The 23304-nt window shown below is 63.1% G+C and carries 21 protein-coding genes; 10 read left to right on the plus strand and 11 right to left on the minus strand.

Going from position 1 to position 23304, the window contains the following annotated elements:
* Positions 1-106: 106 nt before the first annotated feature.
* From B5F27_RS07125 to B5F27_RS07160, 8 genes are all read right to left on the minus strand, one after another.
* Positions 107-964, minus strand: a complete 858-nt coding sequence (locus B5F27_RS07125; RefSeq protein WP_087365818.1) for a DMT family transporter — start codon at positions 962-964, stop codon at positions 107-109.
* A gap of 62 nt (positions 965-1026) precedes the next feature.
* Positions 1027-1845, minus strand: a complete 819-nt coding sequence (locus tag B5F27_RS07130; RefSeq protein WP_087365821.1) for an alpha/beta hydrolase — start codon at positions 1843-1845, stop codon at positions 1027-1029.
* Between the two features lie 547 nt (positions 1846-2392).
* On the minus strand, positions 2393-3151 hold the full coding sequence (locus B5F27_RS07135) for a MerR family transcriptional regulator (RefSeq protein ID WP_087365824.1): 759 nt from the start codon (positions 3149-3151) through the stop codon (positions 2393-2395).
* Between the two features lie 172 nt (positions 3152-3323).
* Positions 3324-5159, minus strand: a complete 1836-nt coding sequence (locus B5F27_RS07140) for an amylosucrase (RefSeq protein WP_087247571.1) — start codon at positions 5157-5159, stop codon at positions 3324-3326.
* The gene (locus B5F27_RS07145; RefSeq protein WP_087365828.1) at positions 5156-7357 is read right to left on the minus strand and encodes an alpha-galactosidase; all 2202 of its coding nucleotides are present in this window, start codon (positions 7355-7357) and stop codon (positions 5156-5158) included. Before B5F27_RS07145 ends, B5F27_RS07140 begins: the two co-directional genes overlap by 4 nt.
* 173 nt (positions 7358-7530) lie before the next feature.
* On the minus strand, positions 7531-8379 hold the full coding sequence (locus B5F27_RS07150) for a carbohydrate ABC transporter permease (protein ID WP_087365830.1): 849 nt from the start codon (positions 8377-8379) through the stop codon (positions 7531-7533).
* Positions 8380-8382: 3 nt separating this feature from the next.
* A complete protein-coding gene (locus B5F27_RS07155) occupies positions 8383-9267 on the minus strand; it encodes a sugar ABC transporter permease (protein WP_087247565.1) in 885 nt (294 codons plus the stop codon).
* A 12-nt stretch (positions 9268-9279) separates the two neighbouring features.
* Entirely contained in the window at positions 9280-10554 is a 1275-nt protein-coding gene (locus B5F27_RS07160; protein ID WP_087365833.1) for a sugar ABC transporter substrate-binding protein, read from the minus strand.
* Positions 10555-10853: 299 nt separating this feature from the next.
* Here B5F27_RS07160 and B5F27_RS07165 point away from each other — a divergent pair, with 299 nt between their 5' ends.
* A complete protein-coding gene (locus B5F27_RS07165) occupies positions 10854-11729 on the plus strand; it encodes an AraC family transcriptional regulator (protein ID WP_343214632.1) in 876 nt (291 codons plus the stop codon).
* 106 nt (positions 11730-11835) lie between these two features.
* On the opposite strand, the gene B5F27_RS07170 is transcribed toward B5F27_RS07165, so the two are convergent.
* From B5F27_RS07170 to aroF, 3 genes are all read right to left on the minus strand, one after another.
* On the minus strand, positions 11836-12939 hold the full coding sequence (locus tag B5F27_RS07170) for an FAD:protein FMN transferase (RefSeq protein ID WP_087365839.1): 1104 nt from the start codon (positions 12937-12939) through the stop codon (positions 11836-11838).
* Positions 12936-13340, minus strand: coding sequence for a DUF3783 domain-containing protein (locus B5F27_RS07175; protein WP_087365843.1), 405 nt, complete (start codon positions 13338-13340; stop codon positions 12936-12938). The genes B5F27_RS07170 and B5F27_RS07175 overlap by 4 nt, the downstream gene beginning before the upstream one ends.
* Positions 13341-14054: 714 nt before the next feature.
* Complete coding sequence (gene aroF, locus B5F27_RS07180) at positions 14055-15068, minus strand: 3-deoxy-7-phosphoheptulonate synthase (protein WP_087365846.1); 1014 nt, start codon at positions 15066-15068, stop codon at positions 14055-14057.
* Positions 15069-15291: 223 nt separating this feature from the next.
* Here aroF and ybaK point away from each other — a divergent pair, with 223 nt between their 5' ends.
* From ybaK to purD, 9 genes are all read left to right on the plus strand, one after another.
* Positions 15292-15786: a Cys-tRNA(Pro) deacylase gene (ybaK, locus tag B5F27_RS07185; protein WP_087247555.1), complete on the plus strand. Its 495-nt coding sequence runs from the start codon at positions 15292-15294 to the stop codon at positions 15784-15786.
* 267 nt (positions 15787-16053) lie between these two features.
* Positions 16054-16197: a hypothetical protein gene (locus B5F27_RS16980; protein ID WP_158098879.1), complete on the plus strand. Its 144-nt coding sequence runs from the start codon at positions 16054-16056 to the stop codon at positions 16195-16197.
* Between the two features lie 86 nt (positions 16198-16283).
* On the plus strand, positions 16284-16784 hold the full coding sequence (purE, locus tag B5F27_RS07190) for a 5-(carboxyamino)imidazole ribonucleotide mutase (RefSeq protein WP_087247551.1): 501 nt from the start codon (positions 16284-16286) through the stop codon (positions 16782-16784).
* 45 nt (positions 16785-16829) lie between these two features.
* Entirely contained in the window at positions 16830-18302 is a 1473-nt protein-coding gene (purF, locus tag B5F27_RS07195) for an amidophosphoribosyltransferase (RefSeq protein ID WP_087365849.1), read from the plus strand.
* A 3-nt stretch (positions 18303-18305) separates the two neighbouring features.
* The gene (purM, locus tag B5F27_RS07200; RefSeq protein ID WP_087247547.1) at positions 18306-19352 is read left to right on the plus strand and encodes a phosphoribosylformylglycinamidine cyclo-ligase; all 1047 of its coding nucleotides are present in this window, start codon (positions 18306-18308) and stop codon (positions 19350-19352) included.
* Positions 19346-19942: a phosphoribosylglycinamide formyltransferase gene (purN, locus tag B5F27_RS07205; RefSeq protein ID WP_087247545.1), complete on the plus strand. Its 597-nt coding sequence runs from the start codon at positions 19346-19348 to the stop codon at positions 19940-19942. Before purM ends, purN begins: the two co-directional genes overlap by 7 nt.
* A 19-nt stretch (positions 19943-19961) precedes the next feature.
* On the plus strand, positions 19962-20732 hold the full coding sequence (locus B5F27_RS07210) for an IMP cyclohydrolase (RefSeq protein ID WP_087365852.1): 771 nt from the start codon (positions 19962-19964) through the stop codon (positions 20730-20732).
* Between the two features lie 46 nt (positions 20733-20778).
* Positions 20779-21960 carry a phosphoribosylaminoimidazolecarboxamide formyltransferase gene (locus B5F27_RS07215; RefSeq protein ID WP_087365856.1) on the plus strand — a complete coding sequence of 394 codons (1182 nt, stop codon included), beginning with the start codon at positions 20779-20781 and terminating at the stop codon, positions 21958-21960.
* Between the two features lie 24 nt (positions 21961-21984).
* Positions 21985-23280, plus strand: a complete 1296-nt coding sequence (gene purD, locus B5F27_RS07220; protein ID WP_087365859.1) for a phosphoribosylamine--glycine ligase — start codon at positions 21985-21987, stop codon at positions 23278-23280.
* Positions 23281-23304: the final 24 nt, after the last annotated feature.

Here is a 23304-nt window from a genome sequence, read left to right on the forward strand (position 1 = left end):
TTGTATCTGTCCAGACCGTACGCACATGTCGTCCGGTCTGGACATTTTTTATAAGAAAAGACCCCGGTTCCACCAGGAACCGGGGTCTTTTTTGTGGTTTTGGGGATCAGGCCGTCTTTTGGCTTTGGGCGGTCTTGTCCTGCATGCCTTTCAGGACGTTGTAGCCCACCACGCCGCAGATGACCACCGCCGCGCCGACGAAGGCGAACCGGCCGATGGTCTCGCCGTAAAACAGCGCCACCAGCAGGGGATTGAGCACCGGCTCAATGCCGGAAACCAGGCTGGCGGTGACGGCGGGGGTGGTGCGCAGGCCGATGGTCAGCAGGATGTAGGCCACCGCCACCTGAAAGACGCCCAGAATCACCAGGCTGAACAGGGCGGTGGGGGCCAGAGGTTGTTCCTGCAGCAGGAAGGGCAGGCCGGTCACCGCCGACAGCACGTCGCCCCAGAAGACCGCCGAGATGGCGTCGCTGTCGGGGAAATCGTTCAGCAGGAAGACGCCGCCGTAGGCCGCGCCGGACAGGATGGCCAGCACGTTGCCCAGGGCGCCGCCGGCCTCCAGGCTGTCCACAAAGAAGAACAGCACCCCGCCGAACACCACCACGCAGGCGGCGATATCCAGTTTCTGGGGCCGGCGCTTCCAGAACAGGGCCGAAAAGACAATGACAAAGATGGGGGCGGTGAACTGGAGGACGATGGTGTTGGCGGCGGTGGTCAGCTTGTTGGCCACGGAATAGAGGGCGTTGGTGCCGAAGATGCACAGCGAGCCCAGGAAGATCCACCGGTTGAACCGGGGTTTGTGGCGGATGATGGCCAGATAGATGCCGATGACCACCAGGGCGATGAGGGTGCGTGCGCCGTTGATGGACATGCCGTTCCAGGGGATGACCTTGATGCACAGACCGCCGATGCTGTACAGCAGCGCCGCCAGAAAGACGCACAAAGTGCCGGTGTGTTTGTTCATGGGATGATGCCTCCGTTTCTCCGTCCCAAAAAGGTGATTTCATGTTGCAGCAGGGCCCGGCGTCACAGCAGCGGGGAGAGCTTGCGGACAAAGAGGTCGATCTGCCGGTTGACAAAGACCGGGTTGTCGGTGTTGGAGTTGTGGCCGGCGGCGGGCACCCATACCAGCGGCAGGCCCTCGCCCTGGGCCCAGGCCCGGTTATAGCGCTGGGTGGAGGCGGCGTGGTCCCGGATGCCGCACAGCAGCAGGGCGGGACAGTCGATCCGGTAGGGGAGGTTGGCGGCCATGGCGTCGGCCAGAATGCGGAAGCCGTGCCCGGACAGGGCGGCGTATTCCGCATGGCCGTAGCAGTCCATCATCTGGCGCATCAGGGCCTGGCCGTAGGGGGTCTCGGCGCAGCCGATGGGACCGGCGCTCCGCAGCAGGTCCCAGGGGATGGCCTGGTATACCGGTTCGCAGTGGCGCAGCATCCAGATTTCGGCGCTGGTGGTGTAGGGCCGCTTGAGGGGGGCCGAATCAATGGAGATGAAGCCGGCGGCCTCGTCGGGATAGGTCTGGAGGAAGCTCTGGGCCACATATCCGCCCATGGACTGGCCGATCAGGCAGAAGGTGTCCACCTGTTCCTGCTGGAGGATTTCGTGGAGCCAGTCGGCCATGTCCCGCAGGGTGAAGTCCAGATGGAAGGGCCGGGATGCCCCGTGGCCGGGCGCGTCCCAGACCAGCAGGCGATACCGGCCCTCAAAGGATTCGATTTGTTTTTGGAACAGACGGTGGTCGGCGGTGAGGCCGGGCAAAAAGACCAAAGTCATAGCCTCCGGTGCGCTGAAATCGGTCCAGTAATGAATATCCCCGCTGAGGGTAGAGAAGATGTGCTCCTGCATGAAGCTGCCTCCTGGAATGTTTTTGACCGATTATATCAGGTTTTGCATCCGGCTTCAATCCAAACCTGCCTACTTTTTCGAGAAAAAGTAGGCAAAAAGCTTTTCACTGGGTACCATACACTTTCCGGGTCTCCGGCCGTTCCGCGGAACATGTACGCTCCGGCTCGCTCCCGGCGTTTGCGCCTGCGGCGCGGTACGATGCAAGGTTTTGCGTGGCCTGGCTTTTCGTCACGTCCGGACAGCTCCCTATATTTGCCCTGCGATAAACACCACGGCCATGTCCGGCGCAGAGAATTCGGGCAGCGGCAATCCGGACCTGCGCCCGGGTGCGATGCAAGGTTTTGCGTGGCCTGGCTTTTCGTCACGTCCGGACAGCTCCCTATATTTGCCCTGCGATAAACACAGCGGCCATGTCCGGCGCAGAAAATTTGGGCAGCGGCGGCCCGGAGCTGTACCTCGGTTTTGCGCGCCCCCGCCTTGATGCGCCGAACATGCAGGGCACCGCAGGAGTGGGGTGCTCCGGTCTCTTTATCAGCTGTTGGCCCTCTCACTCCGCCCAGCGGGCCACGGCCTCGGACAAAAACCGGGCGCAGCCGGGGAGATTGCGGTCGTAGTAGGCAGTGAAGCGGGGGTCCGCCACATAGAGGGCGGCGATGCCCCGGTGCTGGGCCGCGTCGCAGGTGGGAATGGTAAAAGTCAGCCACCGGCGGTGGAGCCGGGTCAGGGCCTGGCCGTCCGGTCCGTCGGGAGAGACCCCGGACCGGACGGCATCTTCCAGCCGGGCGAGGATTTCCTGGTCCAGGCTGGTCCATTCCTGATAGGCCGCAGGGGTCATCCCCCGGATGGCCTTGTGGGCGGCGTCCACCGGGCCGGACCCGTAGCGGCGGCGGGCTTCCGGGCCGTAGTCGGCCTCGTTGCGCCGGATGGTTTCCTCTTTGAAGGCTTCAAATTTCTCGTGGTCGTTCATGATCTCGTTCCTTTCCTGGGCGTCGATGGTCCGCTGGACCGAATCAATCAGCCGGTCCAGCTGGCGGCGCCGGGTTTCCAGGGCGGCCAGATGGCTTTTCAGGGCCGCCCGGCGGTCAAAGGAGGGATCGTCCAGATACGCCTTGATCCGGGCCAGCTCCACCCCGAGGGCCCGGTAATAGAGAATGTCCTGCAGCCGGTCCACCTGAGCCGGGCCGTAACAGCGGTAGCCATTGGCCGCGATGCGGCTGGGTTTCAGCAGGCCGATCTGGTCGTACCAGCGCAGGGTGCGGGTGGTCACCCCCGACAGGCGCGACAGTTCCTGAATGGTGTATTCCATGGTGTGGTTCCCTCCTTGAGGCCAGTATAGCCGTTGACGCCGCGTCAATGTCAAGCCCCCCGCGGGAAAAAAGTCCGGCTGTGCCCCGGACAACAAAAACCGCCGGCCCCGGCGGGGGGCTGGCGGTGTATGGGGGAAACGCTGCCTGTGCAGAAAGCTGAAATTGCGTGTGTCAGCCCTGCTGCTGCAGCCAGAAGAAGCCGTAGGGCGGCAGGGTCACCGAGCCGGAGAAGGTCTTTTTCTTGCGTCCGGCGGCGGTCATGTCGCGGTAGGTGCCGGCGGGCAGGGCCACCTCGTGGGTGTCGCCGCCGAAGTTGAACAGGCCCACCAGGGTCTGGTCTCCGCCGGTGCGCACCAGGCCCAGGACGGCCACGTCCCCGGTGTCCAGGGTGCGGACCTGAGCCGACGCCTCAAAGGCGGGGTTGGTGCGGCGGAGGGTTTCCAGCTGATGGAGGCCCTGGAAGATCCGGCCGGCCGGTGCGGTCTTGTCGGTGCGCTGGGCTGCCCGGGTCCAGGGCAGGGCGCCGCGATGGACGTAGCGGCTGTCGGCGGCCTTGGCGGGGTCGTCCTTGTAGGTGTAGTCGTTCAGCTGGCCGATCTCGTCGCCGCTGTACAGCATGGGAATGCCCGACTGGAACAGCATCATGGCGTGGAGGGTCAGGTCAAAGCCGATGGCGGTGTCCACCTGGGCGGGAGTCTGGGCCGACTCCAGGCCGCACATGCTGGCGGTGGTGCCGCAGAACCGGGCGTCGCCGGTGGTGGGGTCGTCGTTGTACAGCTCGCCCCGGCTGACGCTGCCCTCGGTGCGGCCCTGGAAGAAGTCGTTCAGGTACTTCTTGTGGGGCACCTCGTCCATGCCCCAGGTCTTCAGGGTGTCGTAGTCCAGGCCCCAGCCAATGTCGTCGTGGCACCGCAGATAGTTCAGGAACACATATTCCTTGGGCAGGGTGCTGACGCTGTCCAGCTGCTTGCGCAGCAGGCGGGTGTCGCGGGTGGCCACCGTGTGCCAGGTGGTGCACATGGTGGTGACGTTGTACAGCAGATGGCATTCGGGCTTGTCCACCGTGCCGAAGTAGGGAACCACCTTCACCGGCTCCATCACCACTTCGCCCAGCAGGATGACGCTGGGGCAGACGATTTCGCCGATCATCCGCATCATCCGGACGATGGTGTGGACCCGGGGCAGGTTGCGGCAGCTGGTGCCCAGCTCCTTCCAGATGTAGGGCACCGCGTCGATCCGGATGATGTCCATGCCCTGGTTGGCCAGGAACAGGAAATTGTACATCATCTCGTTGAACACCCGGGGATTGCGGTAGTTCAGATCCCACTGGTAGGGGTAGAAGGTGGTCATCACATAGCGACCGTCTTCCAGGCGGGTGAAGTTGCCGGGGGCGGTGGTGGGGAACACCTGGGGCACCGTTTTTTCGTACTCGGCGGGGATTTCGGGGTTGTCAAAGAAGAAATACCGGCTCATGTACTCGCCGTCCCCCGCCAGGGCCCGCTGGGCCCACTCGTGGTCGCAGCTGGTGTGGTTCATGACAAAGTCCATGCAGACGTTGATCCCCTTGTCATGGCAGGCGGCGGTGAGGGCTTCCAGGTCCTCCATGGTGCCCAGGTCGGGCCGCACCGTGCGGAAGTCCGCCACGGCGTAGCCGCCGTCGTCCCGGCCCTTCACCGTGTTCAGGAAGGGCATCAGGTGCAGGCAGTTGACCCCGGCCTCCTGCAGGTAGTCCAGCTTGCCGCGGACGCCGTTCAGGTTGCCGGCGAAGTTGTCGATGTAGAGCATCATGCCCAGCAGGTCACGGTGCTTGTACCACTCGGGCTCGGCCTCACGGGCGGCGTCCCGGGCCTTGAGGGCGGCGCTGCGCATCTCGGCAAAGCGGTACATCTGGTTGCACAGCTCGGCGAACATGGAGCCATTGTCGTACAGCTCCATGTACAGCCACCGCAGCTCGTCGTGGTGGCGGGCCAAACGGGCCCGAAAGAGTGCGTTTTCCTGTTCGGTCATACGGCATCGATCCTTTCAATCATGATCTGGACGGCGGGGTAGTCTCCCTGCATGATGGGCAGTGTCAGCCCGGCATGGCACAGGGCGGCGCCGGTGTAGGTGTGGTCGGTGAGGGTCTCATGGTAGAGGGCGCTGGGGTCCAGGCCCTTGAGGCGGACATGGATGGGCCAGGGGTTGGCCTGGGGGTCGATGACCACCACGCTGACCATGGCGCGGCTCTGGTCCTGGGCGGTGAACTGCCAGGCGGTGAAGCAGGTGTCGGTCATGGCGTCGGTCAGGCGGTCGTAGCGGCCGTTCAGCACCAGGGGCTGAATCTCCTTGCACTGCTGGATGTGGCAGCGGACCTCGTCCTTTTCGTCCTCGGTCAGGCGCTGCAGGTCCAGCTCGTAGCCGAAGGTGCCGGCCATGGCCACGGTGGACCGGGTGGACAGCAGGGTGCTGCGGCCGGTCTGGTGGTTGGGGGAAGCCGAAACATGGCTGCCCATGGCGGCGGGAGGATAGCCGAAGGAGGTGCCGTACTGGATCTTGATGCGGTGGATGGGGTCGGTGTCGTCGCTGCACCAGATCTGAGGGCAGTAGGCCAGCATGCCGGCGTCAAACCGTCCGCCGCCGCCGGCGCAGCCCTCAAACAGAACCTCGGGGAAGTCCCGGGTCAGGCGGCCCAGCAGGTCGTACAGGCCCAGCATATAGCGGTGGGCGGCCTCGCCCTGGCGCTCGGTGGGCAGCAGCCGGCTGAACACGTCGGTCATGTTGCGGTTCATGTCCCACTTGATGTAGGAGATGTCGTGGTCGGCCAGCAGCTGATGGAACAGCCCGTACAGGTAGTCCACCACGTCGGGACGGCCCATGTCCAGCACCAGCTGGCTGCGGCCGGTGGTGGGGGCCCGGCCGGGAATGGTCAGTGCCCATTCGGGGTGGGCCTTGTACAGTTCGGCGTTGGGGCTGACCATTTCGGGCTCGATCCACAGGCCGAACAGCAGGCCCATCTCCCGGATCTTGCCGATCAGCTCGTTGAAGGTGCAGCCCAGCTTTTTCTCGTTGAACTGCCAGTCGCCCAGGCCGCTGCGGTCGTCCACCCGGCTGCCGAACCATCCGTCGTCCAGCACCAGCATCTCCACGCCCAGCTCCTTGGCCTGGCGGGCGATGTCCCAGATGCGCTGGGCGTCAAAGTCCATGTAGGTGGCTTCCCAGTTGTTGATGAGGATGGGGCGGGGACGGTCCCGCCAGACGCTGCGGATGATGTTGTGCTGGAGGAAGTGGTGATACTGCCAGGACAGCTGGCTCAGACCCTTTGCGCTGTAGCTGAACAGCACTTCCGGCGTCACAAACTGCTCGCCCGGGGCCAGGGTCCAGCGGAAATCGTCGTCGCTGATGCCTGCCACCAGACGGGTGGAGTGCATCTGGCTGACCTCGCACTCGATCTTGAAGTTGCCCGAGTAGACCAGCATGGCCCCCAGACATTCGCCGGCGTCCTCGGTGGTGTGGGGGGCGGCCAGGATGGCGAAGGGATTGTGCTGGTGGCTGCTGGCGCCGCGGGCCGACCGCAGGGTCTGGATGGCGTGGGCCAGCGGGGTGCGCTCAGGCTGACGCTCCATGCAGTGGCGCCCGTGGAAGTGGATCAGCTCCCACTCGCCGAAGGGCAGGTCCAGACAGGCCGAAGCGGCCTTGTCCAGCTGGATGGCGGCGGAACCGCCGTTTTCCACCAGGGCGGCCCGGGTGATGACGTCGGCGTCGTGGTAGACGCCGTACAGCAGCACCACCGTCAGGCCGGTCACCGGGTCCTTCAGGGTGAGGCGGAGGGTCTCGCACTCGCCGCCGTTGTCAAAAGCGGCGGGCAGGCCGGGCAGCTCGTACTTGCCGGGCAGGATCTCCGCCCCGGCAAACCGCAGGTCGGCGGCACGGCTGCCGTCGGCGGCGGTGAGGCGCAGGCAGCCGATGCGGTAGTCGCCCACCCCGCTGCCGGTGTATTCCTGGCAGAGGGTGTCCAGGGAGTAGTCGCGCTGGGCGTCCAGCCCGGCGGGCTGGGGCGAAAAACCGCAGTCGGAGCGGAACTCCAGACCGCGCAGGTCGGCCTCGCCGATGGAGGGTCCGTAGTACAGATGATGCACAATGCCCAGCTCATCGGCCCACAGCTGATAGCTGGTATGGGCGGTGTGGAGGGTGATCAGGCCGGTTTCGGGGTCTTTGCGGATACTCATAGACAGTATCCTCCTTCTTTCAGCATTATAACCTGAAAAATGGCGCCCAGCCAATCTGGGGGCCGGGCACCATTGCGGCAAATAGGGTGGCAGGCCGCCGCCTGCGCCCGCGGGGGGCAGGGCAGGCGGGCCGGACGCTGCCGGTCAAACAGTGCAGAGGGTGACGCGTCGGCTTATTTGCCGCCGGTCATGGCAATGCCCTGGATGAACTGCTTCTGGAACAGCAGGTAGATGATGACCATGGGGACCATAGCCAGCAGGCTGCCTGCCATCAGGACGGGGAAGTTGGTGGTGAACTGGCCGTTCAGGGTGGACAGGCCGGCGGACAGGGTCATCATGTTCAGGTCGGTGTTGCAGATCAGAGGCCACATCAGGTCGGAGTAAGCAAACACCGCGGTGAAGATGGCCAGAGCGGCCATGCTGGGCCCGGTCAGGGGCAGCATGACTTTGTAGAAAGCCTGCCACTTGTTGCAGCCGTCCAGATAGGCGGCCTCAGCGATGTCGTTGGGGATGGCAAGATACGCCTGCCGCAGGAAGAAGGTGCCGAAGGCGGAGACCAGGCCCGGGAACACCAGGGCGAAGATGGAGTTGGTCATGCCCACCTTGGCCAGCATCAGGTACTGGGGAGTGATGAAGATCTGGCTGGGCAGCATCATCTGAACCAGGATGATGGCGAACAGGGCGTTCTTGAAGGGGAAGTGGAGCTTGGCGAAAGCGTAGCCGGCCATCGAGCTGAAGAGCACAGCGCACACCACGCGGAAGAAGATCAGCAGGGCGGTGTTGATGTACAGGTTGACGAAGGGCAGGCTTTCGAGGGCGGTGACGAAGTTGTCAAAGTTCCACTGGGAGGGCAGGATCTGGGGCGGAATGGCCATGCTCTCGGCCTGGGTCTTGAAGCAGGTCAGGACCATCCACACAAAGGGGAAGATCATGAGGATGCTGCCCAGGATCAGGACTGCATAAGTGAGAGCCTTGGTAACCCGCTTGGAGTTTTTCATGCTTTTGGTTGCAGTAGTATCCATCTTTTACACCTCGTAATTGACCCACTTCTTCTGGCCGATGAACTGGATGAGGGTCACGGCGCCGATCAGCAGGACGGTCCAGACGACGATGGCGGAGGCATAGCCCTTGTCACCGGCGATGAAGCTCTCGCGGTAGAACAGGGACATAAGGCTCTGTGCATCGTTCAGGGCGGGGTTGGCGTCGTCCACCATCATGTAGATCAGATCGAAGACCTTCAGGGAGGACATCAGACGCATAATCAGCACGACGAACAACGTGGGGGAGACCATGGGCAGGGTTATGCTGAAGAACTGGCGCACCTTGGAAGCGCCGTCCAGATCCGCTGCCTCGTACAGGCTGACCGAGATGTTCTGCAGGCCAGCCAGCAGCAGGACCGCGTCGTAGCCGATGTTGCTCCAGATCTGGACGATGGAGCAGGTAATCAGCACGATGTGGGAATCCGTCAGCCAGCCGATGTCAAGGCCCAGCAGTGTATTAATAATACCATATTGTGAGTTAAAAATCCACTTCCAAACCATGGCCACGGCGGCGGGAGCGACGACCATGGGCAGGAAGAAGATGGCGCGGAAGGTGGTGCGGCCGCGGATCTTGCTGTTCAGCAGGACGGCCACGATCAGGGACAGGAAGATGCCCACGGGCACCGTCATAATGCAGAAGAAGATGGTGTTGCCGGTGGCCTTCCAGAACTCAGCGTTCTGGAACATCTCGATGTAGTTGTCGATGCCCTCAAACTCGAACTCGCCGAAGGGCAGGGACTTGGAAAAGCTCATGTAAATGGTCTCGATGAAGGGCCAGATGTTCAGCACGATCAGACCGATGATGGTGGGGGCCACCATGATCAGACCCCAGACGGCTCCGTCGCGGCCCAGTTTGGACGTTTTTTCCATGATGTGCCTCCTTTATTCTTCGTAGTACTCGGCGCTGGCCTGGTCCACAATCTGCTGCATCTGGTTCAGGCCGTCGTCCAGGGAGAGGGCGCCGGTGTAGATCTTCAGCAGGGTGTCGCTGACCGGCGTTTTCCACTCGGGGCGGGCGGCGTTGTTGACGCTCTGGATGCCGTAGTCGAGCATATCAATGAAGCAGGTGATGTTGATGGGGTACTGGTCGAAGCAGCTGACCCAGCTGTCCTCCATGCCGATGTAGGCCGGGATGGCGGCGCCGCTCTCGCCCTGGATGCGCTGGCCCTCGGCGCTGCCGAAGAACTTGAGCACGTCCATGACCACATCCAGATGCTTGTTGGTCTTGGTGGTGGCGTAGGACAGGCCGTTGGAAATGGTGGCCCGGCCGTCGCCGCTCATGGGGTTGGGGCACTTGGGCAGGACGGCCACGTCCCACTTGCCCACCATGTCGGGATAGTTCTGCAGCTCAGGCAGGATGTTCCAGTCGCCCTCCAGGAACATGGCGCCCTTCTCGGAGAAGAAGGCGGTGCCGGGGGCGGTCTCGGCGAAGTAGGTCTGGGTGGGGCACCAGTCGTACTTCTGCAGGCCGATGTAGAAATCCATGGCCATCTTGGTGGCGGGATCGGTGAAGTTGGCGCGGGTCTTGTCCTCGGTCAGGATGCTGCCGCCGGCCTGATAGACGAAGTTCCAGTAGCCCAGCTGGTCGTCGCCGTAGGCCATGTAGCCGTAGTAGCCGGTGGCGTCGTAGATCTTCTGGGAGGCCTCCACCAGGGTGTCCCAGGTCCAGGTCTCGTCGGGGTAGCTGACGCCGGCGGCGTCAAACATCTCTTTGTTGTAGACCAGGCCCACGGTGTCCTTGTCCTTGGGCACAGCGTAGAGGACGCCGTCCGAGCCGCTGGCGTTGGCCAGCGAAATGTCGGAGAAGTGCTCGGTCTCCACAATGCTGGAGCAGTCCACCAGTTTGTCGTTGTCGGCGTATTTCAGGATCTCGTTGGTGTGCATCCAGAAAATGTCGGGGGCCTGTTTGGCCATGGTGGCCGCCTCCAGCTTGGTCCAGTACTCGTCCCAGCTGGTGACCTGCACTTCGATGGTGACCTCGGGATGCTGGGCGGTGTAGGCATCGCACATGGCCTGCATGCCGCCCCGCTGGAAGACGTCCCAGATCTGGAAGGTCAGGTTGACGGTGCCATCGTCCGAACCGCCGCAGCCGGCCAGACCCATGGCCGCCAGCGCAGCGGTAGCCGCAAGGAACGAACGGCGAGAAATCTTCTTCATAAGCCATCTCCTTTGATTTGCTTGGGTAAGGGGTTGAAGGATGGGAATGCGCTTGTCCGGACAGCTGGTCAGACAGGACTGTTCCTATTTCGTCATTGTGACGAAAATATGAACAGAAAATTATGCGTTGTGCACGTTGCATAATTTTTACTCCACTCTTGTGGAAATATTATACATTGTATGGAGGGGATTTTGAATGCCACAATGCAGTTTTTTATATTCCATTTTCTAGGAAATGTAGCTTTTTAGTTGAAATGGGGACGCATTATGGTATATAATAAACCCGGGAGGTGTTTGTCGTGAATCAAGAGATGAAAGACTCCGAAAAACTGAAGTTTCATGTATTCAAGGACGAGCGTTTCATTGATCTGAACTTGTATCAGTTCGGCTGGAAGCGCACCAGTCCCACCCATTCCTATGGGCCCTATGCCCGCAACCATTACCTGTTTCACTACGCCATTGCGGGCCGGGGGGTGCTGCTGGTCAACGGCAACGAATACGAAATCCCGGCGGGACACGGCTTTTTGATTGTGCCGGGCCATATCACCACCTACCGTTCCGACCCGGAGGACCCCTGGGAATACACCTGGCTGGAATTTGACGGCCTGCGCGCCCACGAGAGCCTCCATCTGGCGGGAATCAGCGGCAGCCAGCCGGTCTATACCCCCCGCACCGCCGAAGCTGGCCGCCAGGTGCAGGAGCAGATGCTGTACATCGTCAACCACGCCGACGCCAGCCCGGTGCACCTGATCGCCCACGGCTTTTTGTTTCTGGACAGCCTGGTCCAGTGCTCGGCGGGCCGCCGGTGCAGCGGCGAGCGCCGGGTCCGGGACTTTTACGTCAAGGAGGCCCTGACCTTCATCGAGCAGAACTATCAGCGTGACATCTCGGTGGAGGAAATCGCGGCGGTCAGCGGCCTCAACCGCAGCTATTTCGGCAAAGTGTTCCGGGACGCCGTGGGCGAAAGCCCCCAGGCCTACCTGCTCCACTACCGGATGGCCCGGGCCGCCCAGCTGCTGAAGGAGACCCGCCTGTCCATCGGGGAAATTGCGGCCCAGGTCAGCTACGACAACCAGCTGCATTTTTCCCGCGCCTTTAAGAATGTACACGGCATCTCCCCCCGGGAGTACCGTTCCACCCACCTGCTGGAGCCGCCCCAGAAGCTCCAGCCCTGACGGTTTGCCTGTTGGTATAAAGTGTATTGCGCCGCGCGCATAAAAATGCCCGCCCCTGCCGGGAGCTGACGCTCCGGAAGGGCGGACTTTTGATTTTGGCGGGGGATTATTCCTCCCGCGGGCTCTCGTAGGCGGCAAAGCCGCTGGACTTGTAGATCTGGCCGTCCTTGGTGCACCAGAGGGCCTCGACGCCGTCCAGGCTCTCGATGAGCTCCATGCCTTCCTCCAGCGGCATGCAGAAGATGCCGGTGGACAGGCAGTCGGCCAGGCCCGAGTCAGGGCAGAGGATGGTGACCGCCGTGAAGTACTCGGCGGGCCAGAGGGTGTCGGGGTCGATGATGTGGTGATACCGTACCCCGTCCACCGTGTAGTAGCGCTGGTAGTCGCCGCTGGTGACCAGGGCCATGTCGTTGGACTGGACCACCGCAATCAGGGAGGAGGAGCTGTCGTACAGCATGGAGTCATCCCAGGGGCTGACCACGCCGCTCTCCCAGGGCTGACCCTTGGGCTTGGAGCCGATGGACCGCAGGTTTCCGCCCACGCTCACCGAGGCGCTGACCAGGCCCCGGGCCTGGGCAGCCTGACAGACCTGCTCCACGGCATAGCCCTTGCCCACACTGCCCACGTCCAGCCGCATCTCGGGGTCGGCCAGATAGACAGTACCGGCCTCATGGTCGATGATGATGTCGTTGATGTCGCAGTGCTGGGCGGCGGCTTCCAGTTCCTCCTGGGTGGGCAGGGCGTTGTCGGCGTCCGAGGGGTCAGCCTCGGCGGCCTCGCGGTAGTCGTGCCAGATGGCCAGCACGCTGCCCATGGCTACGTTCAGCTGGCCGTTGGTGGTGTCGTACAGCTCCAGGGCCTCGTCCAGCATGTCGATGATTTTCTGATCCACCTTCACCGGGGCCACGCCGGCGTTGTCGTTGATGGTCTTGATGTTGTTGACGCCCTCGTAATCATTATAAATGTCATAGAGCTGGTGATACTCCACCAGATCGGCGTGGAGGGCCTCCATCTGCTTGTCGAATTCGGCCTGGCTGTCGCAGTAGGCGATGACCTGGGTCATGGTGTCAAAGACATCAAAATAGTAGGCGTTGAACCGCTGGGCGTTGTCGCTGACGGTGGTCTTGGGGCTGCGGCTGCAGCCCGCCAGCATGGCCATCGTCAGGGCCAGACAGACCCCCAGGGCAAAAAGGCGCTGGATGGTTTTCACGGGGCGGTTACCTGTCCTTTCTCGGCCAGCATCTGGGCCAGCAGGTCCCCAAAGACCCACTGCCGGGTGGCCGGCGTCACGGTGGCCCGCAGGGGAATCTGGGCCTTGGCCTGGTCCAGCAGGTCAAACAGGGTGGCGGCGTCCCGCGGGCGGAAGTTGGCCAGCACGATGGCCGGCGGACAGGCTCCCGGCTCCAGAGCCAGAGTGCGGCCGGCGTTCACCGGCACCTCTCCCAGCAGCTGGGCCACCGTCTGGCCGGCCTGGGCCGGGGCGACCACCTGTACCTTCATCCCGAAGGCGTCGGCCATCCCGTCCAGGATGCCCCGGTCCCCGGGGGCCAGATTCCAGGCCAGGACCATGGGAACCCCGGCGTTCTGGTTGCGGGCAATATGAGCTTTCATAGGGTGTACCTCTTTCCGATGATGAATCGTTCAGAGTATACCACAAACCCCGCCGAAAGAAAACACCGCCGCATCAAAAAAGCCCCGGGCGGACCCGGGGCACAGGGGAGGATTGCAGGAAGAATATAAACATGTGCAGACCAAACCCGCCGGCAGGACTTTGTGAAGCAGACAGCGGTCAGCGGTACCGTGTGAAAACAGGCTGCATAAAACCTTGGACTCACAGGGCCGCAGGCCGGGAGCCTCATAAAGCGGCTGAAAGCTTGCCGCCGGCAGGGCCTTGTTAAGCCCACAGCAGTCAGCGGTACCAGGTAAAGCTTTTTGCCAAGCTTTTTCACGAAAAAGCGGGCCGCAGGCCGGGAACCTTATAAAGCGGCTGAAAGTCTGCCGCCGGCAGGGCCTTGTGAAGCCCACAGCAGTCAGCGGTACCAGGTAAAGCTTTTTGCCAAGCTTTTTCACGAAAAAGCGGGCCGCAGGCCGGGAGGCTTATAAAGCGGCTGAAAGCTTGCCGCCGGCAGGACTTCGTGAAGCCCACAGCAGTCAGCGGTACCAGGTAAAGCTTTTTGCCAAGCTTTTTCACGAAAAAGCGGGCCGCAGGCCGGGAACCTTATAAAGCGGCTGAAAGCTTGCCGCCGGCAGGGCCTTGTGAAGCCCACAGCAGTCAACGGTACCGTGTGAAAAGCTTTTTGCCTACTTTTTCTCCGAAAAAGTAGGTTAGTTCCAGGTTTTGCCGAAGAAGGTGACTTCCTCTTTCAGGAAGGCGGTCAGCTCGTCGAACTGGTCGGGGGTCAGGCTCTGGGCGCCGTCGCACTTGGCCTTGGCCGGGTCGTTGTGCACCTCGATCATCAGTCCGTCGGCCCCCGCCGCCACCGCCGCTTTGGCCAGCTGGGGCACCATCCAGGCCTGGCCGCAGGCATGGCTGGGGTCCACCATCACCGGCAGGTGGGTCATCTTGTGCAGCATCACCACCGCCGCCAGGTCCAGGGTGTTGCGCATGCTGGTCTCAAAGGTCCGCACGCCCCGCTCGCAGAGGATCACATTTTCGTTGCCCTCGGCCATGATGTATTCGGCGCTCATCACCAGCTCTTCCAGGGTGTTGGCCAGACCCCGCTTGAGCAGCACCGGCTTGTTCTGGCGTCCTACCGCCTTCAGCAGCTCGAAATTCTGCATGTTCCGGGCCCCGATCTGGATCAGGTCCACGTTTTCAAACAGGGGCAGGTGCTCGGTGTTCATGATTTCGGTGACAATGGGGCTGCCGGTGGCCCGGCGGGCCAGCTTGAGCAGGTCCAGACCCTCGCTGCGCATCCCCTGGAACGAGTAGGGAGACGTGCGGGGCTTGAATGCCCCGCCCCGCAGCAGGCTGGCCCCCGCCGCCTTCACCCGCTGGGCACAGTAGGTGATCTGCTCCTCGCTCTCGATGCTGCAGGGACCCGCAATCATGGCAAAGTTCCCGCCGCCGATCTTGACCCCTTCAATGTCCACCACCGTGTCGTCGGGATGAAACTTCCGGTTGGCCTTCTTGTAGGGCTCCGACACCCGGCGCACCGTCTCCACGACGGGGTTGGCCAGCACCCAGCTCTCGGCTATGGCCTTGGTGTCGCCGATCAGGCCCAGAATGTGGGTGTCGCGGCCCTTCGAGTCGTTGATCTCGAAGCCCATGGTGGTCAGTTCATGGCAGAATTCACGGACCTGCGCCTCCGGCGCGTCCTGCTTGAGAATGATAATCATAGGTTCCCTCTCCTTTGCTTGGCCGTGTGTGAAATGCGTTTGATTCAGTACAGTGAATTGTTGAGGATACTATAGCACTTCATGACAGTGAAGTCAAGAGGGAAAACGGAAAAATTTTCCCCCGGTTGGCCCGCGCCGGGTGTTCTTTATAAGAAAAGTGTGGTAAAATAAAATCAACCGGCGAAGTCCGGCGCAAAAACCAGATAGAGGGAAGTATCAAACAATGGCAAAGGAAGCCAAAACCAACGCCATGCGGATGCTGGAAAAGGCCAAGGTGGCCTATACCGCCCATGAGTACCCCCACGAAGAAGGGGTAGCTGTGGACGGGGCAACGGTAGCCCGCAGCATGGGGCAAGACCCGGCCTGTGTGTTCAAGACCCTGGTGACCCAGGGCGCCAGCCGGAATTATTTCGTGTTCGTCATCCCGGTGGAGGCCGAGCTGGACCTGAAGGCTGCGGCCCGCAGCGTAGGGGAGAAGAGCGTGGCCATGATCCACGTGGCCGACATCAACAAGGTCACCGGCTACATCCGGGGCGGATGCAGCCCGGTGGGGATGAAAAAACAATACGTCACGGTGTTTGACGACAGCGTCCTGACCCAGGAGAAAGTGTATGTGTCGGCGGGACGGATCGGCCTGCAGATTTGCTGCGCCCCGGCCGATCTGATCCGGGCGGCCCAGGCCAAAACCGCTGCCATCACCCACCGTGCGGCGGAATAAATGCGGTTTTATTTGACGGCAGTTTGTTTAAAAAAAGAAAGCCCGCACCCCGCCTGACCCTTTGTAAAAAAGAAGTCGTACTATTGTAAGTTTACGTGGGGAAATTGCACAAAACTTTCCGAATGTGCTCCGAACAGGTAAAACACAAGGGAGAATTTGTGTAAAATCCCTTTGCAAAGGCGTCGGTTTGCCGTACACTGTAGATGAGAAGGGGCGCCGCCCGGCGCTCCCTACAGCAAAAAACAGGCGTCCCGCGGGGCGCCGGGGATGGACGGTGCAATGGGCTTGCAGACAAAGAGCTTGGTTGAGCCGCAGGGCGCGCAGGCGCTGCTGTTCTGGCTCAAGGGATTCAGCCGGCGGACGCCGAATGCTCCCGCCGTGCTTTGCCGTACCGTCCTGGTTGCAGAATAAGGCCGTGGTGTAGCCGCATCACAGCCTTTTTTGTTTTGCTGGGGGCTTCGGCCCGTTTTTCAGGAAAAGGATGGAGGATAAAGAGTATGATTCGTAAAGTAGCCGTTATCATGGGTTCGGACAGTGACTGGCCGGTGGTCAAGGGTGCCTGCAGCCAGCTGAAGGCGCTGGGCATTCCCTTTGAGGCCCACATCCTGTCGGCCCACCGCACTCCGGCCGAGGCCGCAGCCTTTGCCCGGCAGGCGCGGGAGGCGGGCTTTGGTGTGATCCTCTGCGCAGCCGGCATGGCTGCCCACCTGGCCGGCGCCTTTGCCGCCAACACCACCCTGCCGGTCATCGGCATCCCCATGAAGGGCGGCGCCATGGACGGCCTGGACGCCCTGCTGGCCACCGTCCAGATGCCCAGCGGCATCCCTGTGGCCACGGTGGCCCTGAACGGCGCCAAGAATGCCGCCTGGCTGGCAGCCCAGATCCTGGCTCTGTCGGACGAGGGCCTGGCCGCACGGCTGGAGGAGGAGCGGGCCAAGATGGGCCGCGAGATCGCCGCCAAGGAAGAGAAGCTTCAGCAGGAGCTGGCCGCCCTGTAAGCGCCGCCCCCGACCGGAATATTACGGAACAGCAAAGGAGCCAGAATGTCTGATTTTGCATACCCCCTCCACGAGGAGTGCGGTGTTTTTGGTATTTACGATAAGGCCGGCACCGAGGACGTGTCGGTGGCGGTGTACTCCGCCCTGTATGCTCTGCAGCACCGCGGCCAGGAGAGCTGCGGCATGGCCGTCAACGAGGACGGCGTCATCACCGGCCACCGGGACCTGGGCCTGGTGAACGAAGTGTTCACCCCCCAGGTGATGGCCTCCCTCCACAAGCCCGAAGCCCACATGGCCACCGGCCATGTCCGCTACGCCACCGCCGGCAGCCGTGTGCGGGCCAACGCCCAGCCCATGATTGTCCGCCATGGCCGCGGCACCATGGCCCTGTGCCACAACGGCAACCTGACCAATGCGGTCCAGCTGCGCAACGCCCTGGAGAACGACGGCGCCATCTTCCATGGTTCCTCCGACACCGAGGTCATCTGCTACCTGCTCACCCGCAACCGCCTCAAGCACCAGAGCATCGAGCAGGCCGTGGCCGCCACCATGGACCAGCTGGACGGCGCCTACAGCCTGGTGATCATGTCGGCCACCAAGCTGATCGCCGTCCGTGACCCCCGGGGCTACCGGCCCCTGTGCATCGGCACCCTGCCGGGGGGCGGCTACGTCTTTGCCAGCGAGAGCTGCGCCCTGGACGCCGTGGGCGCGGCCTACCTGCGGGACATCGAGCCGGGCGAGATCGTGGTGGCAGGCCCTGACGGCCTGCGCAGCAACCGGGAACACTGCGGCAAACAGCCCCGCCAGATGTGCGTCTTTGAGTATATTTACTTTGCCCGGCCCGACAGCGTCATCGAGGGCTGCTCGGTCCACGAGGCCCGGATGCAGGCCGGCCGGTTCCTGGCCCAGGAACACCCGGTGGAGGCCGACGTGGTCATCGGCGTGCCCGACTCGGGCCTGGACGCCGCTCTGGGCTACGCCGAGGCCAGCGGCATCCCCTACGGCATCGGCTTCATCAAGAACAAGTACATCGGCCGTACCTTCATCCAGGGCAACCAGAAACAGCGGGAGAACAGCGTCCGCATCAAGCTGAACGTCATCGCCAGCACCGTCCGGGACAAGCGGGTGGTCCTGATCGACGACTCCATCGTCCGCGGCACCACCTCCGCCCGCATCATCAAGCTGCTGCGGGATGCCGGCGCCAGGGAAGTGCACTTCCGGGTTTCGGCCCCGCCCTTCAAGTACCCCTGCTACTTCGGCACCGATATCCCCGACCAGAAGATGCTGGTAGCCACCGGCCGCAGCGTCGACGAGATCAATGAGATCATCGGCGCCGACACCCTGGGATACCTGTCCACCGAACACGTTGTCCAGCTGGCCAAAGGGGCCGGCTGCGGCTTCTGCACCGCCTGCTTCACCGGCGAGTACGCCGTCAAGCCCGAGGTGGTGCTCTCGACCGACATCCACGACCGTCCCCTGCGCCAGCGGCCCAAGGGGGAGAAAAAGTTAGGAGAGTAAATCATGGAAAAGAGCTATTCGGAAAGCTATAAGGCAGCCGGCGTTGACATCACCGCAGGCTATCGCTCGGTCGAGCTGATGAAGCAGTACGTCAGCCGCACCATGAATGAACACTGCATCGGCGGTCTGGGCGGCTTCGGCGGCCTGTTCGAGCTGGACTGCACCGGCATCCAGCACCCGGTGCTGATCTCGGGCACCGACGGCGTGGGCACCAAGCTGCGCATCGCCATGCTGATGGACAAGCACGACACGGTGGGCATTGACTGCGTGGCCATGTGCGTCAACGACGTCATCTGCGCCGGCGCCAAACCCCTGGTGTTCCTGGACTACATCGCCTGCGGCAAGAATGTCCCCGAGAAGATCGCCGACCTGGTCAAGGGCGTGGCCGAGGGCTGCGTCCAGGCAGGCGCTGCCCTGGTGGGCGGCGAGACCGCCGAGATGCCCGGCTTCTACCCCGAGGACGAGTACGACCTGGCCGGCTTCACGGTGGGCGTGGTGGACAAGAGCAAGATCCTGGACAACAACACCATGGTTCCGGGGGATGTGATTCTGGCTCTGCCCTCCTCGGGCGTCCACTCCAACGGCTTCTCCCTGGTGCGCAAGGTCTTTGACCTGGAGAACCACCCCGAAGTCCTGAAGGAGACCCCCGCCGAGCTGGAGGGCCGCACCCTGGGCGAGGCCCTGCTGGCCCCCACCAAGATTTATGTCAAGCCGGTTCTGGCTGTTCTGGAGCAGGTGGCCGTCCGCGGCATCTCCCACATCACCGGCGGCGGCTTCTACGAGAATATCCCCCGCAGCCTGAAGAAGGGCTGCTGCGCCAAGATCAAGAAATCCGACGTGCGCACCCCCGGCCTGTTCGCCCTGCTGCAGAAGGCCGGCAACATCCCCGAGCGTGATATGTTCAACACCTTCAACATGGGCGTGGGCATGATCCTCACCGTTCCCGCCGATCAGGCGGACAAGGCCCTGGAGATCCTCCACGCCAACGGTGAGCCGGAGGCCTACCGCCTGGGCGTCATCGCAGAGGGCGAGGGGGTTGAACTGTGGTAAAGATCGCGGTTCTGGTCTCGGGCGGCGGCACCAACCTGCAGGCGCTGCTGGACAGCGAGGCCCGGGGTGAAAACCCCAACGGCAAAATCACCCTGGTGGTGGCCTCCAAGCCCGGGGTCTACGCCCTGGAGCGGGCCGAAAAGGCCGGGGTGGAGCACTGCGTGGTCCGCCGCAAGGACTACGCCACCGCCGCCGATTTTGACGCGGCGCTGCTGGATGTGCTCAAGAGCCATGACATCGGCCTGGTGGTGCTGGCAGGGTTCCTGTCGGTGCTGGGCCCCAGCGTGGTCCAGGCCTATCCCCGCCGCATCCTCAACGTTCACCCGGCCCTGATCCCCTCGTTCTGCGGGCCGGGCATGTACGGCCTGCGGCCCCATGAGGCCGCCCTGGCCCGGGGCTGCAAGGTCACCGGCGCCACCGTCCACTTTGTCAACGAGGAGTGCGACGGCGGGCCCATCCTGCTGCAGAAGGCGGTGGACATCCTGCCCGGGGACACCCCCGAGGTGCTCCAGAAGCGTGTGATGGAGCAGGCCGAATGGAAGCTGCTGCCCCAGGCCGTGGCCATGGTCTGCAGCGGCGAGATCGTGTGATGACAGGAGGAATCTGCAAATGGAAAAGATCGACCTGAACGTCTACCTGGCGAACAACGAATATCCCGGCCGGGGCATTGCCGTGGCCATGGCCCCCGACGGACGCCAGATGTTCATCGGCTACTTCATCATGGGCCGCAGCGCCAACAGCCGCAACCGCGTCTTTGATCCGCTGCCCGAGCGGGGCGGCATCTGCACCATGGCCGCCGACCCCGCCAAGCTGGAGGACCCCAGCCTCATCATCTATAACCCGGTGCTGACCCTGGGCTCCACCCATATCGTCACCAACGGCGACCAGACCGACACCATCTACGACGGCATGTGCCGCGGCCAGAGCTTTGCGGATGCTTTGCGCACCCGCACCTTTGAGCCGGACGGCCCCAACTGGACCCCCCGCATCTCGGCGGTGGTCTACGCCGACGGCAGCTACCAGATGAGCATTCTCAAGTCCGCCGACGGCAACGGGGACAGCGTCCAGCGCTATTTCTTCGATTATCCCCAGCCGGTGGCAGGGGAGGGCCACTTCATCAGCACCTACAAGTGCAACGGCAACCCCATCCCCAGCTTTGAGGGCGAGCCTTTGCGGTTTGCCTGCCCCCGCACGGTGGGCGACTTTGCCAAGGGCCTGTGGGAGAACCTGAACCCGGACAACAAGGTCAGCCTGTTCGCCCGGGTCATCGACCTGGAGAGCGGCGAGAGCGGCGATCTGATCTACAACAAGTACGAAGCCGTGGACAGCTCGATGGACGACCCCGAGGAGCCCGCCCTCCTGCCCGAGGAAATGGAATAACCCGTCCTTTCAACCGGATGACTTATTTGAACGCGGAGGTATTGCAATGAACGAACTTGCTCTGAAATACGGCTGCAACCCCAACCAGAAGCCCAGCCGCATCTATATGGAGAACGGCGGGGACCTGCCCGTCACCGTCCTGAACGGCCGCCCGGGCTACATCAACTTCCTGGACGCCCTCAACTCGATCCAGCTGGTGTTTGAGCTGAAAAAGGCTCTGGGGATGCCGGCGGCTGCCTCCTTCAAGCACGTCTCCCCGGCGGGCGCGGCCCTGGGCCTGCCCCTGACCGAGGTGGAGCGGAAGATGTACCACATTGACCCCGCCATGGAGCTGTCCCCCCTGGCCTGCGCCTACGCCCGGGCCCGCGGCGCCGACCGCATGTCCTCCTTCGGCGACTGGATCGCCCTGAGCGACGTCTGCGACGTGCCCACCGCCAAGCTGATTCAGCATGAGGTGTCGGACGGCATCATCGCCCCGGGCTATGAGCCCGAGGCCCTGGCCATCCTGGCCGGCAAGAAGAAGGGCAACTACAACGTGGTGGCCATTGATCCGGCCTACCGTCCCGCCCCCATCGAGCGCAAGCAGGTCTACGGCATCACCTTTGAGCAGGGCCGCAACGAGCTGGAGATCAACGCCGACACCATGCTGAACAACTTTGTCACCGAGAATAAAGAGGTGACCGAGGAGCAGAAGCGGGATCTGATCATCAGCCTCATCACCCTGAAGTACACCCAGTCCAACAGCGTCTGCTACGTCTCGGGCGGCCAGACCATCGGCGTGGGCGCCGGCCAGCAGAGCCGCATCCACTGCACCCGCCTGGCCGGCCAGAAGGCCGACAACTGGCAGCTGCGCCACATGGACAAAGTGCTGAACCTGCCGTTCCGGGACGACGTCTCCAAGCCCAACCGTGACAACGCCATCGACGTCTACATCGGCGACACCCCCGAGGACGTCATCGGCGATGACGTGTGGGCCGAGACCTTCACCCGCCAGCCCGAGCCCCTGACCGCCGAGGAAAAGAAAGAGTACCTCAGCCACGTCACCGGCGTCTGCCTGGGCTCGGACGCCTTCTTCCCCTTCGGCGACAACATCGAGCGGGCCCGCCGCAGCGGCGTCACCGCCATTGTCCAGCCCGGCGGCTCCATCCGCGACCAGCAGGTCATTGACACCTGCAACAAGTACGGCATCGCCATGGCCTTCTGCGGCCTGCGGCTGTTCCATCACTGAGCCGGAAAGGGGAGGGATACTGCGATGAAAATTCTGGTAGTGGGCGGCGGCGGCCGCGAACATGCCATCATCCGCGCCCTGAAAAAGAGCCCGGACTGCGGTGAGATCTGGTGCGCCCCCGGCAACGGCGGCATCGGCTATGACGCCAGGTGCAGGGACATCAAGGCCACCGACGTGGAGGCCATGGTGGCCTTCGCCCAGGAGGAAAAGTTCGACTACGTGGTGGTGGCTCAGGACGACCCCCTGGCCCTGGGCATGGTGGATGCCCTGGCCGCGGTGGGCATCCCCGCCTTTGGCCCCGACAAGGCCGCCGCACGGATCGAGGCCTCCAAGGTCTTTTCCAAGAACCTGATGAAGAAATACGGCATCCCCACCGCCGCCTATGAGACCTTCGACGACCCCGCCAAGGCCATGGAGTATATCCGGGCCCAGAACCGCTGGCCGGTGGTCATCAAGGCCGACGGCCTGGCCCTGGGCAAGGGCGTGCTGATCTGCGAGGATGAGCCCGCCGCCGAGGCCGGCATCCAGGAGATCATGCTGGACAAGAAGTTCGGCGCATCGGGCAGCCGGGTGGTGGTGGAGGAGTTCCTCACCGGCCCGGAGGTCAGCGTCCTCAGCTTCACCGACGGCAAGGTGGTCAAGCCCATGGTGTCCTCCATGGACCACAAGCGGGCCTGCGACAACGACACCGGTCTGAACACCGGCGGCATGGGCACCATCGCCCCCAACCCCTACTACACCCCGGCGGTGGCCCAGCGGTGCATGGAGGAGATCTTCCTGCCCACCATCCGGGCCATGGAGGCCGAGGGCTGCCCCTTCAAGGGATGCCTGTACTTCGGCCTGATGCTGACCCCCGACGGCCCCAAGGTCATCGAGTACAACTGCCGCTTTGGCGACCCCGAAGCCCAGGTGGTGCTGCCCCTGCTGGACAGCGACCTGCTGACCGTCATGAACGCCTGCACCAACGGCACTCTGGCCGACACCGAGGTGAAGTTCCGGGACGGCGCGGCGGCCTGCGTCATTCTGGCGTCGGGCGGCTACCCCGTCAGCTATGAGAAGGGCAAGGAGATCACCGGCCTGACCGAAGGCCAGCTGCCCGGCGCAGAGGACGTCACCGTCTACCACGCCGGCACCGCCGTCAAGGACGGCAAGCTGGTCACCTCCGGCGGCCGCGTGCTGGGCGTCACCGCCACCGGCGGGGACCTGCCCGCCGCCCTGGCCAAGGCCTATCAGGCTGCCGACCAGATTCACTTTGACAAGCTCCACCGCCGCAGCGACATCGGCCGGCGGGCCCTCCAGGCCCTGGAGGCCCAGAAGTAACCCCGGCGGCAGGGAAGACAAAAA

It is taken from the genome of Faecalibacterium sp. An192 (genome assembly GCF_002160175.1).
Lineage (GTDB): Bacteria > Bacillota > Clostridia > Oscillospirales > Ruminococcaceae > Faecalibacterium.

Excerpts from the sequence above, each read along its gene's own strand:
- B5F27_RS07125 (WP_087365818.1), bottom strand. The coding sequence starts at position 964 with ATGAACAAACACACCGGCACTTTGTGCGTCTTTCTGGCGGCGCTGCTG.
- B5F27_RS07130 (WP_087365821.1), bottom strand. The coding sequence starts at position 1,845 with ATGCAGGAGCACATCTTCTCTACCCTCAGCGGGGATATTCATTACTGG.
- B5F27_RS07135 (WP_087365824.1), bottom strand. The coding sequence starts at position 3,151 with ATGGAATACACCATTCAGGAACTGTCGCGCCTGTCGGGGGTGACCACC.
- B5F27_RS07140 (WP_087247571.1), bottom strand. The coding sequence starts at position 5,159 with ATGACCGAACAGGAAAACGCACTCTTTCGGGCCCGTTTGGCCCGCCAC.
- B5F27_RS07145 (WP_087365828.1), bottom strand. The coding sequence starts at position 7,357 with ATGAGTATCCGCAAAGACCCCGAAACCGGCCTGATCACCCTCCACACC.
- B5F27_RS07150 (WP_087365830.1), bottom strand. The coding sequence starts at position 8,379 with ATGGATACTACTGCAACCAAAAGCATGAAAAACTCCAAGCGGGTTACC.
- B5F27_RS07155 (WP_087247565.1), bottom strand. The coding sequence starts at position 9,267 with ATGGAAAAAACGTCCAAACTGGGCCGCGACGGAGCCGTCTGGGGTCTG.
- B5F27_RS07160 (WP_087365833.1), bottom strand. The coding sequence starts at position 10,554 with ATGAAGAAGATTTCTCGCCGTTCGTTCCTTGCGGCTACCGCTGCGCTG.
- B5F27_RS07175 (WP_087365843.1), bottom strand. The coding sequence starts at position 13,340 with ATGAAAGCTCATATTGCCCGCAACCAGAACGCCGGGGTTCCCATGGTC.
- aroF (WP_087365846.1), bottom strand. The coding sequence starts at position 15,068 with ATGATTATCATTCTCAAGCAGGACGCGCCGGAGGCGCAGGTCCGTGAA.
- ybaK (WP_087247555.1), top strand. The coding sequence starts at position 15,292 with ATGGCAAAGGAAGCCAAAACCAACGCCATGCGGATGCTGGAAAAGGCC.
- B5F27_RS16980 (WP_158098879.1), top strand. The coding sequence starts at position 16,054 with ATGGACGGTGCAATGGGCTTGCAGACAAAGAGCTTGGTTGAGCCGCAG.
- purE (WP_087247551.1), top strand. The coding sequence starts at position 16,284 with ATGATTCGTAAAGTAGCCGTTATCATGGGTTCGGACAGTGACTGGCCG.
- purF (WP_087365849.1), top strand. The coding sequence starts at position 16,830 with ATGTCTGATTTTGCATACCCCCTCCACGAGGAGTGCGGTGTTTTTGGT.
- purM (WP_087247547.1), top strand. The coding sequence starts at position 18,306 with ATGGAAAAGAGCTATTCGGAAAGCTATAAGGCAGCCGGCGTTGACATC.
- B5F27_RS07210 (WP_087365852.1), top strand. The coding sequence starts at position 19,962 with ATGGAAAAGATCGACCTGAACGTCTACCTGGCGAACAACGAATATCCC.
- B5F27_RS07215 (WP_087365856.1), top strand. The coding sequence starts at position 20,779 with ATGAACGAACTTGCTCTGAAATACGGCTGCAACCCCAACCAGAAGCCC.
- purD (WP_087365859.1), top strand. The coding sequence starts at position 21,985 with ATGAAAATTCTGGTAGTGGGCGGCGGCGGCCGCGAACATGCCATCATC.